The following is a 14,247-nucleotide window of genomic DNA, read 5'->3' on the forward strand; positions in this document are numbered from 1 at the left end:
CGCGGCCCGGCGGGAAATGGGCCGCGCGGCTCAAGTTAGTCCTTTCGCGGCGAAAACCAAGCTGACGAAAATCACTTCCCGCAAATATCAGTCGCTTGTTTTCAACGCGCGCATCGCCGCCGCCAGCATGTCGGTCTGGGTGATGAGTCCGAGGATGCGGTAATCGGGATCGACCACCACCACTTCATAGGCCCGCCCGCTCGACAGCGCCGGCGCGAAAGTCAGGGCCGGCGCATCGGGTCGCGCCACGGGGGCCGAGGTCATGACCGCCGCGACCAACGCGGCGTCGCCTATCAGGTGGCGCGCCTCGACCATGCCGATATAGACGCCGAGCCGGTTGACCGCAGGCAGGCAGCGCAGGCGGCGCGCCAGCATCATCTCGCGCGCCTCCGCCACCGTCGCGTCATAGGGAATGGTGACCACGTCCTTCGACATAACGTCGGCGCAGCGCGGCGAATCGGGCGCGCGCGCCAAAGCCCGCTCCTCCAGACGCCACAGCAGTTCTTCCAGATCGTCCCGGTCGATATCGAAGGTCTCGCGCATGTCGCCGAGCACTGCGTCGAGGTCGCTGGAAAGGAAGCTGTCGCGCCGCGATGGCGGCGCATCGGCCGTTCCGTGAGGATTTTGCGGCGGCGGGGCCGGAACATGCGGATAGGAATGGCCGGAAAAGCGGTGGAAGATCAGGCCGACCATCACCAGCAGCAGCGAATTGGCGCCGACGGGAAGAAAGGCGAACAAGAAACCCGGCGGAACCGCCTTGTGGGCGGCGAGCGAGGTCAGAAGCGCGACCGCGCCGCCGGGCGGATGCAGGCAGCGAAAGGCCGACATCAGCACGATGGCGCCGCCGACCGCAATCGCCGTCGCGAGAAAGGGATTGGGGACGAGCTGGATGACGGCGAGAGCGACGAGACAGGAAATGATATTGCCGCCGACCACCGACCAGGGCTGCGCCAAGGGACTGGACGGCACGGCGAAGACCAGCACGGCCGAAGCCCCGATCGGCGCCACGATCAGCGGTGAATGGGCGCCCGCGACGCCGCTCGCCACGAAATAGCCGGTCAGCCCGATGCCGAAAAAGGCGCCGAGTCCGGCCAGCAGGACGTCCTTTGGCGTTGACCCGGCAAGCGCCGGCGCCAGCCGATCGAATGTGGCCTTCAAGCCTTCCCCCACCTGTCTGCCTGTTTTTTGTGCTTTCTGTCACATGAAAAGGCGGCCGGCAAGGGGCGGCTTCAGCGCAGATCCCATTCGCAGATCTTTCCGCCGTGACGACGCGGTTCGAGATCGAAATGGACGTGGCTCTCGTGCGCGCCATCGGCGCCCGGACCGAGCACGGTGGAAAAAAGTTCGCAGGCGCTGGCGCGAAGTTTCGACGCGAGGACGAGATCGTTGGCGCGGCTCGCCAGTGAAAACACGCGGCCGTCGGCGAAGACGACCGAGGTCAGGTCGATCGCGTCGCCATGCGCATGTTCGGACATTGGGGCGCCGGGCTGGCGATCGCGCGTCCGGCATTCATAACCCCCAACGCCGGCAAGGCGGACGACCCGCTCGCCCCCGGCTTCGAGGGACGGAACAAGGTCCTGCGCGATCCAGCGCGCCGCCTCGGCCGCAAAGTCGCAGCGAAGCACGGGCGGCGGCTCAATCGGAACGCGCCTTTTATCGGGGAGGATCACCGCGTCGAGCGCCACCGGCGCTTCGACGCCGCAGCCGTTCGGACCGGCGATCGGCGCGCGCCGCGTCGCCTCGACCTCTCCACTCGCGAGCCATGAGTCGCAGGCCGCCGGATTTTCCGGTCGCTCGGCCACGGGCGCCGGCGGCGGCGCGGGAGGCGGCGACAGCTCGGTGGGTCGTGGCGGCGGCAAGGGCGGCGCCACGGCCGTCAGAAAATCCGCGGGCCGTCGCGGCGGCGCCGGAACCGCCGCGACGGCTGACCCCGCCGTCAGCGCGAAAGCGCAGATCGCCCAAGACACCCGCATTCATTCCTCCCGAGACGCCTTCAACTTGGCGCTCTCCGAAACGTAAACCGGGCTGACGGCAACAGTTCCCGCCCAATCGCGGGAACGTGAACGGCGCAGGTCAGCCGGTCGCCGGCCGGTAATTCAGCACCGGCCCCAGCCAGCGCTCAACCTCGGCCATGCTCATGTTTTTCCGCGCGGCGTAATCCTCGACCTGATCGCGCTCGACCTTGGCGACGCCGAAATAATGCGCTTGCGGGTGGGCGAAATAAAGCCCGCTGACCGAGGACCCCGGCTGCATGGCGAAGCTTTCGGTGAGCGAGACGCCGATGCGGCGCGTGGCGGCGAGGAGATCGAAGATCGTCTGCTTCTCGGTATGGTCGGGCTGGGCGGGATAGCCCGGCGCCGGGCGGATGCCGCGATATTCCTCGGCGATCCGCGCGTCATTGCTCAGGGCCTCATCGGGCGCATAGCCCCAGAATTCCCGGCGCACGCGCTCGTGCAGAAATTCGGCGAAAGCTTCGGCGATGCGGTCGGCGAGCGCCTTGACCATGATCGAGCCGTAATCGTCATTGGCCCGCGCCAGCTTGTCCGCGATCTTGCCCTCTTCCGCGCCCGCGGTGCAGACGAAGGCCCCCACGTAATCGGCCTTGCCGCCCTCCGGCGCGATGAAATCGGCCAAAGCGACATTGGCCTTGCCGTCATGGCGGGCGAGCTGCTGGCGCAAAGTGTGGAAGGTCGCGAGCTTCTCGGTCCGCGACTCGCCGGTATAGAGCGCGATGTCGTCGCCTTGTCGATTGGCCGGCCAGAAGCCGATCGCGGCCTTGGGGTTGAACCAGCGCTCGTCGACGACGCGCTTGAGCATTTTCTGCGCGTCCTCGAACAATTGGCGCGCGGCCTCGCCCTGTTTCTCGTCTTCGAGAATTTTCGGGAAGCGGCCTTTCAGCTCCCAGGTCTGGAAGAAGGGCGTCCAGTCGATATAGGGGATCAACTCGGCGACATCCTGCGACGACAGCACCCGCACGCCGGTAAAGGTCGGCTTGGGCGGCGCATAATCCGTCCAGTCGATCTTAAAGGCGTTGGCGCGCGCCTGCGCCAGCGGCACGCGCTTCTTGTCGCTTTCGGCGCGGGCATGGGCCTCGGCGACATGGGCGTATTCGTCGCGCAGCCTGGCCTTGTAGGCGTCGCGATCAGCGCCGATCAAAGCCTGAGCCACGCCGACAGCGCGGCTGGCGTCGGTGACATAGACCGCCTGATCGTTGGCGTAATTGGGCGCGATCTTCACCGCGGTGTGGACGCGCGACGTGGTGGCGCCGCCGATCAGCAGCGGCATATCGAAACCCTCGCGCTGCATTTCGGCTGCGACAAAGGCCATTTCGTCGAGCGAGGGCGTGATGAGGCCGGACAGGCCGATCATGTCGACCTGGTTGTTCTTCGCCTCTTCGAGAATCCGCCGCGCCGGAACCATCACGCCAAGATCGACGATCTCGAAATTGTTGCAGGCGAGCACGACGCCGACAATGTTCTTGCCGATGTCGTGAACGTCGCCCTTCACGGTCGCGAGCAGGATTTTTCCGGCGGTGCTGCGCGCGCCTTCCGCCTTCGCCGCCTCGATATAGGGCAGCAGATAGGCCACCGCCGCCTTCATCACCCGCGCCGATTTCACCACCTGCGGCAGGAACATCTTGCCGGAGCCGAACAGGTCGCCGACCTTGTTCATGCCGGCCATGAGCGGGCCTTCGATGACGTCGAGCGCGCGCGGCGATTTCTGCCGCGCTTCCTCGACGTCGGTTTCGATATGGTCGGTGACGCCATTGACGAGCGCATATTCGAGCCGCCCCTCGACCGGCTGCTCGCGCCAGGCGGCGTCCTTCTCGCGCGCCTCGGTCGTCTTGCCCCGATATTGCTCGGCGAGCGCGAGCAGGCGCTCGGTCGCATCGGGACGGCGATCCAGCACCACATCCTCGCAGGCCTCGCGCAAAGCCGGATCGATCTTTTCATAGACCGCGAGCTGGCCGGCGTTGACGATGCCCATATCCATGCCGGCGGCGATGGCGTGATAGAGGAACACGCTGTGCATCGCCTCGCGCACCGGCTCGTTGCCGCGGAAGGAGAAGGAGAGGTTCGAAACGCCGCCCGAGATATGAGCGTGCGGCAGATTTTTGCGGATTTCGTGCGCGGCCTCGATGAAATCGACGCCGTAATGATTGTGCTCCTCGATGCCGGTCGCGACCGCGAAAACATTGGGGTCGAAAATGATGTCCTCGGGCGGAAAGCCGATTTTTTCGGTGAGGATTTTATAGGCCCGGGCGCAAATTTCGACCTTGCGCTGGAACGTGTCGGCCTGGCCCTTTTCGTCGAAAGCCATCACCACCGCCGCCGCGCCGAAGCGGCGAACGATCTTGGCCTGTTCGACGAATTTTGCCTCGCCTTCTTTCAGCGAAATCGAATTCACCGCCGGCTTGCCCTGCAAACATTTCAGGCCCGCCTCGATTACCTCGAATTTCGAGGAATCGACCATGACCGGCACGCGCGCGATGTCCGGCTCGGCGGCGACGAGATTCAGGAACTCGACCATCACCTTCTGCGAATCGAGTAGGCCCTCGTCCATATTGATGTCGATGATCTGGGCGCCGTTGGCGACCTGATCGCGCGCGACATCGAGCGCGGCGGGATAGTCGCCGGCCTGGATCAATTTCCGGAACTTGGCTGAGCCGGTGACATTGGCGCGCTCGCCGATATTCACGAAATTGATGTCGGGCGTCAGGGTGAAAGGCTCAAGCCCCGAGAGCCGCAGCAAAGGCTCGATTTTCGGAACCGCGCGCGGCTTTACGCCCGCCACCCTTTTCGCAATGGCCGCAATATGCGCGGGCGTGGTGCCGCAGCAGCCGCCGACGATATTGACGAGGCCGCTGTCGGCGAATTCGCCGACCATCTCCGCCATGGCCTCCGGGCTTTCGTCGTAAAGGCCGAACTCATTGGGCAGTCCGGCATTGGGATAGGCGCAGACGAAAGTGTCGGCGACGCGGGAAATTTCCGCGATATGGGCGCGCATTTCGCGCGCGCCGAGCGCGCAATTGAGGCCGATCGAAAAAGGCTTCGCATGGCGCAAAGAATGCCAGAAGGCGGTCGGAGTCTGGCCTGAAAGGGTGCGTCCCGAAAGATCGGTGATCGTGCCGGAGATCATCACCGGCAGCGTGACGCCGGCCTCCTCGAACGCCTCGTCAATGCCGAAGAGCGCCGCCTTGGCGTTGAGCGTGTCGAAAATCGTCTCGACCAGCAGTAGATCGGCGCCGCCCTCGATCAAGCCGCTCGCCGCTTGCGCGTAGGCGACGCGCAATTCGTCGAAGGTCACCGCGCGAAAGCCGGGATTGGACACGTCCGGCGAGATCGAGGCGGTGCGGTTGGTCGGCCCCATCGCGCCGGCGACGAAACGTTTCCTGCCGTCGCGTTTTTCCGCCTCCATGGCGGCCTCGACCGCCAGCAGCGCGCCCTGGACGTTCATTTCGCGTGCGAAGGCCTCCATACCGTAATCGGCCTGAGCGATGGTCGTGCAGGAAAAAGTGTTGGTCTCGACAATATCCGCGCCCGCCGAAAAATAAGCGAGATGGATGTCGCGGATCGCGTCGGGCTGCGTCAGGATCAGCATATCGTTATTGCCGCGCAGATCGCGCGGCCAGTCAGCGAAACGCTTGCCGCGGAAATCGCCTTCCGTGAATTTGCGCTGCTGAATCATCGTGCCCATGGCGCCGTCGAGCACGAGAATTTTTTCCCGCGCCGCGTCCTTGAGGGCCTCAAAAACCGTCTTGCCGCCGAAGCGATTGGTCGAAGTCATTTCACGATCCCGTTGGTCACTTCCCCGTTTTCGGGGAGAGGGAGTCAGGCATGCGCCCTTACGCCCAGCAGATGGCAAACCGCATAGACCAGATCCGCGCGGTTCATCGTATAAAAATGGAACTGCTCGACGCCGCGGTCGAGCAGATCGAGAACCTGTTCCGCCGCCACCGCCGCCGCGATCAGGCGGCGGGTCGGCAGATCATCGTCAAGGCCCTCGAAGCGCTCGGCCAGCCATTGCGGCACGCTCGCTCCCGCCCTTTTCGCGAAATTGGCGGTCTGTTTGAAATTCTGGACCGCCGTTACGCCGGGCACGATGGGAATCGTGATCCCCGCCGCCCGCACCCGGTCGAGAAAGCGGAAATAGATGTCGTTGTCGAAGAAGAATTGCGTGATCGCGCGGGTCGCGCCGGCGTCGATCTTGCGCTTGAGCACGTCGATGTCCTGTTCGAAACTCGCGCTCTCGGGATGTTTTTCCGGATAGGCCGAGACCGAAATCTCGAAATCGCCGATGGCGCGCAGGCCCGCGATGAGATCGGTCGAAAAAGCGTAGCCGCCCGGCGTCGGCGCATAGACGCCGCCCAACCCGCCCTGGGGATCGCCGCGCAAGGCCACGATATGGCGCACGCCGACATCCCAATAGGCGCGGGCGACCTCGTCCACCTCGCCGCGCGTCGCGCCGACGCAGGTGAGATGGGCGGCGGGCTTGATGTCGGTCTCGCGCAATATGCGCGCGACGGTGGCGTGGGTGCGCTCGCGCGTCGAGCCGCCGGCGCCATAGGTCACCGACACGAAGGTTGGCCTGAGAGGCGCGAGACGCGATATCGCCTCCCACAAGGCCACCTCCATTTCCGGCGTCCTGGGCGGGAAAAATTCGAACGACACGTCGATCGGCCGGTGATGGTTGCGGCTGGGCCTGGGCTCGTGCATGTCCAACTCTCAGTGCAAGGCCGCGCGCGGGTCGCGCGCCAGCCAAAGGGAAACGGTGAGCTTGTCGTCGCCGGCCGCGTCGCCCGGCGCGAGGTCGCGATGGAGGCAAGGCTCGAGCCCCGCCTGCCGCAGATAATCGTCAACCTCCTCTGCGGCGAAGCCGAGGCGGCGGTGTTCGTGTTTCTCGCGCAGCATCTCGCAATGATGGGGCGCAAAATCGACCACGATCAACCGCCCGCCGGGGGCGAGCGTCAGCGCGGCCTCGCGCAAAGCGCGGGCGGGATTGTCGAGATAATGCAGAACCTGATGCACGACGGCGAGATCGACCGAGCCACGCTCGACCGGAAGCGCGTAAATATCGCCCTGGCGGAGCTGGATATTGCGCAAGCCCGCCTGTTCGACGCGCGCCCGCGCCACGCCGAGCATGGCGGCCGACAGATCGACCCCGACCGCGCCTTCCGCGCGGGGGGCGAGCAATTCCAGCATGCGGCCCGCGCCGCAGCCGATGTCGAGCAGGCGCTTCACAGGCGGCGCCTTGTCGAGCGCGGCCGAGAGGATCGCGGCCTCCACCTCTGCTTCCGGCGCATGCAGGCGGCGGGTTTCGTCCCAGACCGGCGCATGTTCGGCAAAATATTTCTGGGCCCGTTCGGCGCGGGCGGCGCGCGCCTCCGCCAGACGGCCGCGGTCGGCTGCAAGGACGGAATCGCCGGCGTCGAGCCTCGCCAGAACCGCGCGCCCCAAAGCCGCCGCCGCGCCCTTTTCCGGCGCATGGAAAAACGCCCAGGCTCCCTCCCGGCGCCGTTCGACCAGCCCGGCTTCGAGCAGAAGCTTGAGATGACGCGAGACGCGCGGCTGTGATTGGCCGAGAATCGTCACCAATTCGCTGACGGCAAGCTCGCCTTCCGCCAACAGCGCATAGAGGCGCAGGCGCGATTCCTCGCCAAGCGCGGCAAGCCACGCTAGAGCATCGTGCAGAGGGGCGGAGGTCTCGCTCATTTCAGGTCCAGAAGGATATAAACATATCTTTATACGTCATTTGAGGCCGGCGCAATCCTTCCTCGCCAAATCGGCGCGGGAACCCAGGCGGCGATATCCGACGTTTTGCGCGCGATCCCGCATGAACCCGAGAACGGTTCGCCAATCTCAAAGGTTGCAGGGATTCAGGGTCTCGAACGTGACGCTGGCGGGCTGCTGGCGAAATAATCGGCCCTGGTAGAGACGCCAATCGAAAGCGGAAGCCATCGAGACGCGGTCCGCGCCTCTCGCCCACAGGGTATTTCCCGTGGCGCGGAAAGCTCCTGCGGCGATTCCCGGCTCGATGTCGCCGCTGAACTGCATTTTGCCTGGCGCGCCATAAACGCTGAATATGCCCGCCAATACGCGCGCGTAATCGACGTCGGACTGGATATTGCGGCTATAGGAGACCAGAATGTCGCCGCAAAAACCGACCCTGCTCAGGATGAGCGGCGGGAAGGCGGAGCCGAGATAGAAGTATCCAGGCTCGCCCGGCTGCGCCATCAAGCCTTGAGCCGACGCCGCAAAGACGAACTGCTGCATGGACATGCCGCTCCAGAAGCCGTCAATATAAAAAGCTTGAGCTTCACGGGGCGTAACCATACAGAATTGCAGGAAAATGAGAGCGGCGATCCTTCGCGAGCGAATTGGCCTCACTTTCTCGCCCTTCCGAAATGATATGCTTCACACCCTGCGCCGGTCTGCCTAGTCGCCATAAATAATCTTTATGAATCGTAATTGAAATAGACCGCTCCGGCCGAACCGCCGTTAGATGCGTTTTGGTCCTGAACATGATGAGCAACATGCGGCAGGCATCGGATTTCGACCGCGGGTGTGCGTGTGCAAATGATTGAGAAAACGCCGGATATTCTCGCCCTGATCCTCGCGGGAGGCCTGTCCCGGCGCATGGAGGGCGCCGCCAAGCCGCTGTTGCGCCTCGGCGGCCGACGGCTGATCGACTGGGCGATCGAGAAAGCGCGGGCGCAATGCGGCGCGGTCGCGCTCAATCTGCATGACGATGCGCCTGAAACCACAGCGCCTTTCGCCGACCTCGGCCTCGCCATCGCGCCGGACGCCGCGCCCGGCCGGCTGGGGCCGCTCGCGGGCGTGCTTGGCGGGCTCGATTTCGCCGCCCGTCATGATCCCGGCGCCGAATTCGTGTTGAGTCTGCCCTGCGACAGCCCCTTCCTCCCGGACGATCTCGCCCAGCGTCTACGCGACGCCGCGAGCGAAACCAGATCGGGCCTTGCCTGCGCCGCTTCGGGCGGGCGCGTCCATCACGTCGTGGCGCTCTGGCCGCTCAGGCTTCGGGAAGACTTGCGCCGCGCTTTGCTGGAGCGGGACATGCGCGCGGTCGGCCAATTCCAGCGCGCCTATGACGCCGCGATCGTGGATTGGCCGGCGGCGGCGCGCGACCCGTTCTTCAACGTCAATACGCCGGACGATCTCGCCCGCGCCGAAATGCTGATGGGAAAAGCGTGATGAACCCTCTCGCCGCCATGATTTTCGCTGAAGGCGAGCCGGTGGACGCGATCTTCGCGCGCCTGCGCGAGATCGTCGCGCAGAAAGGCTTTCGCGTCGGCGGCCTGCTGCAGGAGCCCTGCGGCGAGTCGGTCTTCGTCACCCAAATCGAAAGCGGCAAACGCATCGATCTTATGCAGGATCTCGGCGCCTGCGCCGAAGGCTGCCGGCTGAACACCGCCGCTCTGGCCGAGGCCGCCGGCCTGCTTGCGCAAAGCCTCGACGCCGCGCCGGATCTGCTTCTCGTCACCCGCTTCGGCCGCGCCGAGATCGAAGGCGGCGGCTTCCTCCAGGAGATCGGCGCGGCCGCCGCCGCCGGCGTTCCAACCCTGATCGGCGTCGGCGCGAAGCGCGCGCCGGACTGGCGCGATTTCGCCGGCGACTGCGCCGAGAATCTGCCCTGCTCGCTCGACGCCGCGCTCGGCTGGTGGGACGCGCTGATTGAGGCAGAAGACATTGGCCGGCTTGAGCGCTAAAATCGGCGCTGGCGGCGTCGCATGGATTCCGCCCAATCCCATCGGACCAGGTTCCGGAGGCGTATCATGAAAATCATCAATTCCATTGCCGTCCTGTCTTTCCTCGCCTTCTCCGGCGCAGCCTATGCGCAATCCCCTGCCGACGCGGTCGGCGGAGCCGCCGGCGCCGTCGGCGGCGCCGTCAGCGGAGCCGCGGGCGCAGCGACCGGCGCCGTGAGCGGAGCCGCCGGCGCGGCGACCGGAACCGCCGGCAAGGCGATGAAAAGCGCCAAGCCGCGTTCGACGAAATCGATGGAATGCTCGAAAAAGGCCGACACCCAGAAGCTGCACGGCAAGGAGCGCAAGCATTTCATGAGCAAGTGCAAGAAGATGTGACGCCAGCCATCACGAAAGCAGGCCGGTGCTAGAACCGGCCCGCGAACTTCTCGTCCATCGCGCGCGACAAAGTCGCGGCGATCTGCTCGGCAAGACAGCGGTAGCCCTTGTCGTTCAGATGCACATGGTCGGGGCCGGTGAAGTCCTCCCGCCCGGTGGCCTTGCTATATTGCTGCATCGCCTCATAGCGCGGGACCAGCGTGACGTCCTCCTCCCGCGCCACTCGCGCGGTGGCGTCGCGAATGGCGCTGTAATCGGGCCTGGCCGCGAGCCGGCGCGTCCATTGCATGCCGACCAGCACGACATCGGCGTCGCCGTGTTTGAGGAAACGCAGCGCGTCGCGCAAAGTCGCCTCATATCGTTTCGGCGGCACGCCCTTCATCCCGTCATTGGCGCCGACCTGCCACAATACGAGATCCGGTCCGAGGCGCGGAATCTCCTCGCGCAGGCGGGCGACCGTCTCCGCCGAGGTTTCGCCGCCGACGCCGAGATTGACCACCTCGACCGCCTCGACGGGAAGGGCGTTGTCCAGCATTTCGCGCAATTGCGAAGGGTAATTGTCGGTCGGTTCGCTGGCGCCGACGCCCTCGGTCGAGGACGAGCCTATGGCGACGATCCGAACCCGCCCGTCCTGGCGCAAAGCCTCGGAAAAATGCGGCAAGGGCGCAATATGCGCGGGCACGAAAGCCGCGCCCCGGCAAACGCGGTCGCTGGCGACGCGGAACCGTTCGGTCGTCCGGCCCGCATGAAATGCGAGCGGCAGCGACGCTCCGAGGGCCACGGCGGCGGCCAATGTGACAAGCGGCCTGCGCATGCGAAATATCCGAACCTTGCTGAGCGCGACCATCGCCCGGGTCTCGGCCCCGGTCAACCAAGGCTCTCGTCTAAAATCGGGGGCGCGTCTTGTTCAGCGCCGAATTTGTCGCGCAATGCGCTCGCCGCCTTGTCCATGAACAGGGCCGTCTTGCGCGCGGCGCGGCCGGGGGGGCGAACCAGATGAATCGGCACGGCCGGCGGTTCAAACGCGTGCAATATACGGACCAGCCGCCCCCGCGCGACGCCCTCGGCCACCTGGTAGGAAAACAGCCGCACCACGCCCAGACCCGACATCGCCGCGTCAAGCGCGGCGTCCACCGAATTGACGGTGAGGCGCGGCCGGAAGCGGATCATCCTGTCCTCCTCCGCGCCAAGGCTCCAATGGCTCGGCGACGAAGCGATTCCAAAGGTCGAGATGAAAGCGTGATCGGCCAGTTCATCGGGATTTTGCGGCGTTCCGGCCTGGGCCAGATAGTCCGGCGCGGCGACCAGCACGCGCCGCACCGAACCGACGCGCAAAGCCATCAAGGACGAATCCGGCAGATGGCCGATACGCAGGCCAAGATCGATCCCCTCATCCACCAGCGACAATATGCGGTCGAACAGCAGCAGATTGACGTCGATTCCTGGATATTCGCGGAGGAAATCGCGCACGATCGGCATGAAGTGCAGCCGGCCGAACATGACCGGCGCGGTGAGGGTGAGCACGCCGCGCGGCGCGCCGCCGCCCTGAAGCGCGTCGGCCATGTCGTCGTAATCGGCAAGCAGCTGGCGCCCGCGCTCCAGCAGCTTTTCGCCTGCTTCGGTCAGCGACAATGCCCGCGTCGTCCGGTTGAACAGGCGCTGGCCCAGAACCTCCTCCAGCGCGGCGATGGCGCGGCTGACGCCGGCGGGCGAGCGCCCGGTCTTGCGCGCCGCCGCGACAAAACCTTGCGCTTCGGCGACAGCGATGAAAAGGGCGATCGTTTCGAGCCGGTCCATGGGATTATTGCGGATTCTGCAAAAGTCAGATGAGATTTTTGCTCATTAACGCGCATTTCAAAAGGATTAATTTAGCCGAACCGGGCCGCGACGGCCCTGATCCAAGGAAAAAACTCCTTGAAACTGGAAAGCGCCCTGAAACTGGAGAACGCCATGAAACCGCAAAAGCCGATCCTGTTGCACGGCTTCGACAAATCGGGCCATTCGCACCGCGCCGAACTGATGCTCCGCCTGCTTGATCTGCCATTCGATTTTCATCAGGTCGATCTCGCCGGCGGCGAACAGCGCAGCGAAGCCTTTTTGACGCTCAACCCCTTCGCAACCGTGCCGGTGATCGAGGACGACGGATTCGTGCTTGCCGATTCCTGCGCCATTCTCGTCTATCTCGCGACCAAATATGACCCCGACGGAAGCTGGCTGCCGCGCGACGCCGAAGGCGCGGCGCGGGTCCAGCGCTGGCTTTCCGTGGCGCAGGGCCCGGTCTTCAACGGCCCCTGCCGCGCGCGCCTCGTCACCGTCTTCGGCGCCGATTTCGACCACGCCCTCGCCCGGGCGACCGCCGAAAAGCTGTTCGCGACCCTCGACAGCGTGCTGGCGGACAAAACTTTTCTCGTCAACGAGCGGCCGACCATCGCCGATGTCGCGCTCTATTCCTATATCGCCCATGCGCCGGAGGGCGGCGTCGCGCTCGATCCGCACCGGCATATCGTCGCCTGGCTCAAGCGCATCGAGGGCCTGCCCGGCTTCAAGCCGATGCCGGCGACCAAGGCCGGCCTGCTGGCGGCGTGAAAATGACCGACGCTCTCCCCGACCGCCGGCCGTGGAGCGAGGGCGAGGCCAAAGCCCAAGGCCTGGCCGGGGCGGCGGCGCCGCCGGCGCTCATCCGGACCTTTGCGACCGAGCAGCATCGCGAATTCTTCCCCCGCCTGCCGATGCTTTTCGTCGCCGGTCTCGACGCCTCGGGCGCTCCGGTCGCCTCGCTCTTACGCGGCGCGCCCGGGTTCCTGTCGCTGCCGGAGCCCCGCCGTCTGGAAATTGCGGCGGCCTTTCCCGAAGGCGACGCCATGACCCGCGAAAAGGGCGCGCCCTTTGGCGCGATCGGCGTGGAATTCGCGACGCGCCGGCGCAACCGGATCAATGGCCGCATCCTGGCCGCGAGCGCGGACAGGATGACCGTCGCGGTGGAGGAGGCTTTCGGCAATTGCCCGAAATATATTGTTCCGCGCGCGCTTTTGCTGGGCGACGCCGGGGCCTGGACCGACCTGCCGGCGTTCGACGCGCAAGCGCAAGCCATGATTGCCGGCGCGACGGTCTTTTTCGTCGCCACGCGCGGCCCGGACGGCGTGGATATGTCGCATCGCGGCGGACCGCCGGGCTTCGTCCGGATCGAAACAAATGGCGCGCTGCGCATTCCCGATTTTCCGGGAAACCGCTTTTTCAACACGTTCGGCAATCTGCTCGCCGACCCGCGCGCCGCTTTGCTCTTCCTCGACTTCCCCGCCGGCCGCGCCCTGCAGCTGACCGGCGCGGCGCGGGTGGAATTTACCGGCGAAGAAAGATTCTGGACTTTCACGCCGCGCGCCGCGCGCCTCCTCAGCGCCGAGCCTTTCGGGACATAGTCCTCGTAAAAACCTTCAGCGCCCGACCACCACGGCAATGGCGGCATATTGGCACGCGGCGGCGGCGGTGACGAAACTGTGCCAGATGGCGTTCTGGAATTTGAGGCTGTTCCAGAGATGGAACACGACGCCAACGGAATAGAGCAGGCCGCCGATGACGAGAAGGAGCAGGCTTTGCGGCGGCAGTTTGGCCATCAGTGGCCGGAAAGCCGCCACCCCGGCCCAGCCGAGCGCCAGATAAAGGCCGACCGCGGCGCGGTCGAATTTTCCGGGATATAAAATCTTGAACGTCGCCCCTGCAAGCGAGGCCGCCCAGATCACGGTGGCGAGCGCCCATACCTGGAAACCGTCCGGCAATTGCGACAGGATCGCGGTGTAAGTGCCGGCGATCATGAGAAAGATCGCGGCGTGGTCGAACCGCCGCAGCATGAATTTCACATGCGACGGCGGGGTCAAATTATAGGCGCAGGAAAAGCCGAACAGCAGGAAAAAGCCGGTGGCGTAAACGCTCATGGCCAAAGCGTCGCCGGTCCCGCCGTGAAGCGCGATCCGAACGAACAGGACGGCGAAAGCGATCAACCCAGCAATAATGGCGACGCCGTGGACGACGGCGTCGGCGATTAATTCGGCCGGGCTATAGGCGCGCTTGAAAAGGCGCGGATAATCGTCGGGCGAGGACATGCCTGGCTAACGCTTGAAGGTCGAAATGGTTTCCGCTCCGCGCACAAA

General features: G+C 65.2%; 14 protein-coding genes. 5 read left to right on the plus strand and 9 right to left on the minus strand.

Features of this window, described 5'->3' with window-relative positions; translation table 11 throughout:
* Positions 1–87 precede the first annotated feature (87 nt).
* From K2U94_RS14580 to K2U94_RS14605, 6 genes are all read right to left on the minus strand, one after another.
* On the minus strand, positions 88–1,158 hold the full coding sequence (locus K2U94_RS14580) for an HPP family protein (protein ID WP_243067892.1): 1,071 nt from the start codon (positions 1,156–1,158) through the stop codon (positions 88–90).
* Positions 1,159–1,229: 71 nt separating this feature from the next.
* Complete coding sequence (locus K2U94_RS14585; protein ID WP_243067893.1) at positions 1,230–1,973, minus strand: extensin-like domain-containing protein; 744 nt, start codon at positions 1,971–1,973, stop codon at positions 1,230–1,232.
* Positions 1,974–2,073: 100 nt separating this feature from the next.
* Positions 2,074–5,787 carry a methionine synthase gene (metH, locus tag K2U94_RS14590; RefSeq protein WP_243067894.1) on the minus strand — a complete coding sequence of 1,238 codons (3,714 nt, stop codon included), beginning with the start codon at positions 5,785–5,787 and terminating at the stop codon, positions 2,074–2,076.
* 44 nt (positions 5,788–5,831) lie between these two features.
* Complete coding sequence (metF, locus tag K2U94_RS14595) at positions 5,832–6,716, minus strand: methylenetetrahydrofolate reductase [NAD(P)H] (protein ID WP_243067895.1); 885 nt, start codon at positions 6,714–6,716, stop codon at positions 5,832–5,834.
* A 9-nt stretch (positions 6,717–6,725) separates the two neighbouring features.
* Entirely contained in the window at positions 6,726–7,712 is a 987-nt protein-coding gene (locus K2U94_RS14600; RefSeq protein WP_243067896.1) for an ArsR/SmtB family transcription factor, read from the minus strand.
* Between the two features lie 147 nt (positions 7,713–7,859).
* The gene (locus K2U94_RS14605; RefSeq protein WP_243067897.1) at positions 7,860–8,273 is read right to left on the minus strand and encodes a hypothetical protein; all 414 of its coding nucleotides are present in this window, start codon (positions 8,271–8,273) and stop codon (positions 7,860–7,862) included.
* A 303-nt stretch (positions 8,274–8,576) separates the two neighbouring features.
* Here K2U94_RS14605 and mobA point away from each other — a divergent pair, with 303 nt between their 5' ends.
* From mobA to K2U94_RS14620, 3 genes are all read left to right on the plus strand, one after another.
* Entirely contained in the window at positions 8,577–9,212 is a 636-nt protein-coding gene (gene mobA, locus K2U94_RS14610; RefSeq protein ID WP_243067898.1) for a molybdenum cofactor guanylyltransferase MobA, read from the plus strand.
* Positions 9,212–9,727, plus strand: a complete 516-nt coding sequence (locus tag K2U94_RS14615; RefSeq protein ID WP_243067899.1) for a DUF2478 domain-containing protein — start codon at positions 9,212–9,214, stop codon at positions 9,725–9,727. The genes mobA and K2U94_RS14615 overlap by 1 nt, the downstream gene beginning before the upstream one ends.
* Before the next feature lie 66 nt (positions 9,728–9,793).
* Positions 9,794–10,102: a PsiF family protein gene (locus K2U94_RS14620; protein WP_243067900.1), complete on the plus strand. Its 309-nt coding sequence runs from the start codon at positions 9,794–9,796 to the stop codon at positions 10,100–10,102.
* Positions 10,103–10,130: 28 nt separating this feature from the next.
* On the opposite strand, the gene K2U94_RS14625 is transcribed toward K2U94_RS14620, so the two are convergent.
* Positions 10,131–10,916 (minus strand): SGNH/GDSL hydrolase family protein, encoded by a 786-nt coding sequence (locus tag K2U94_RS14625; RefSeq protein WP_243067901.1) that lies wholly within the window; start codon positions 10,914–10,916, stop codon positions 10,131–10,133.
* Positions 10,917–10,969: 53 nt separating this feature from the next.
* Positions 10,970–11,899 (minus strand): LysR substrate-binding domain-containing protein, encoded by a 930-nt coding sequence (locus tag K2U94_RS14630; protein WP_243067902.1) that lies wholly within the window; start codon positions 11,897–11,899, stop codon positions 10,970–10,972.
* Positions 11,900–12,070: 171 nt separating this feature from the next.
* On the opposite strand from K2U94_RS14630, the gene K2U94_RS14635 reads away from it, so the two are divergent.
* Both K2U94_RS14635 and K2U94_RS14640 read left to right on the plus strand, forming a co-directional pair.
* On the plus strand, positions 12,071–12,688 hold the full coding sequence (locus K2U94_RS14635; RefSeq protein WP_425332554.1) for a glutathione S-transferase family protein: 618 nt from the start codon (positions 12,071–12,073) through the stop codon (positions 12,686–12,688).
* Positions 12,689–12,690: 2 nt separating this feature from the next.
* Complete coding sequence (locus tag K2U94_RS14640; protein ID WP_243067903.1) at positions 12,691–13,518, plus strand: pyridoxamine 5'-phosphate oxidase family protein; 828 nt, start codon at positions 12,691–12,693, stop codon at positions 13,516–13,518.
* 15 nt (positions 13,519–13,533) lie between these two features.
* Here K2U94_RS14640 and trhA read toward each other — a convergent pair whose 3' ends face one another.
* Positions 13,534–14,199 carry a PAQR family membrane homeostasis protein TrhA gene (gene trhA, locus K2U94_RS14645; protein WP_243067904.1) on the minus strand — a complete coding sequence of 222 codons (666 nt, stop codon included), beginning with the start codon at positions 14,197–14,199 and terminating at the stop codon, positions 13,534–13,536.
* Positions 14,200–14,247 lie beyond the last annotated feature (48 nt).

Origin of the sequence: Candidatus Rhodoblastus alkanivorans (assembly GCF_022760755.1) — a bacterium.
Taxonomy (GTDB): Bacteria; Pseudomonadota; Alphaproteobacteria; order Rhizobiales; family Beijerinckiaceae; genus Rhodoblastus; species Rhodoblastus alkanivorans.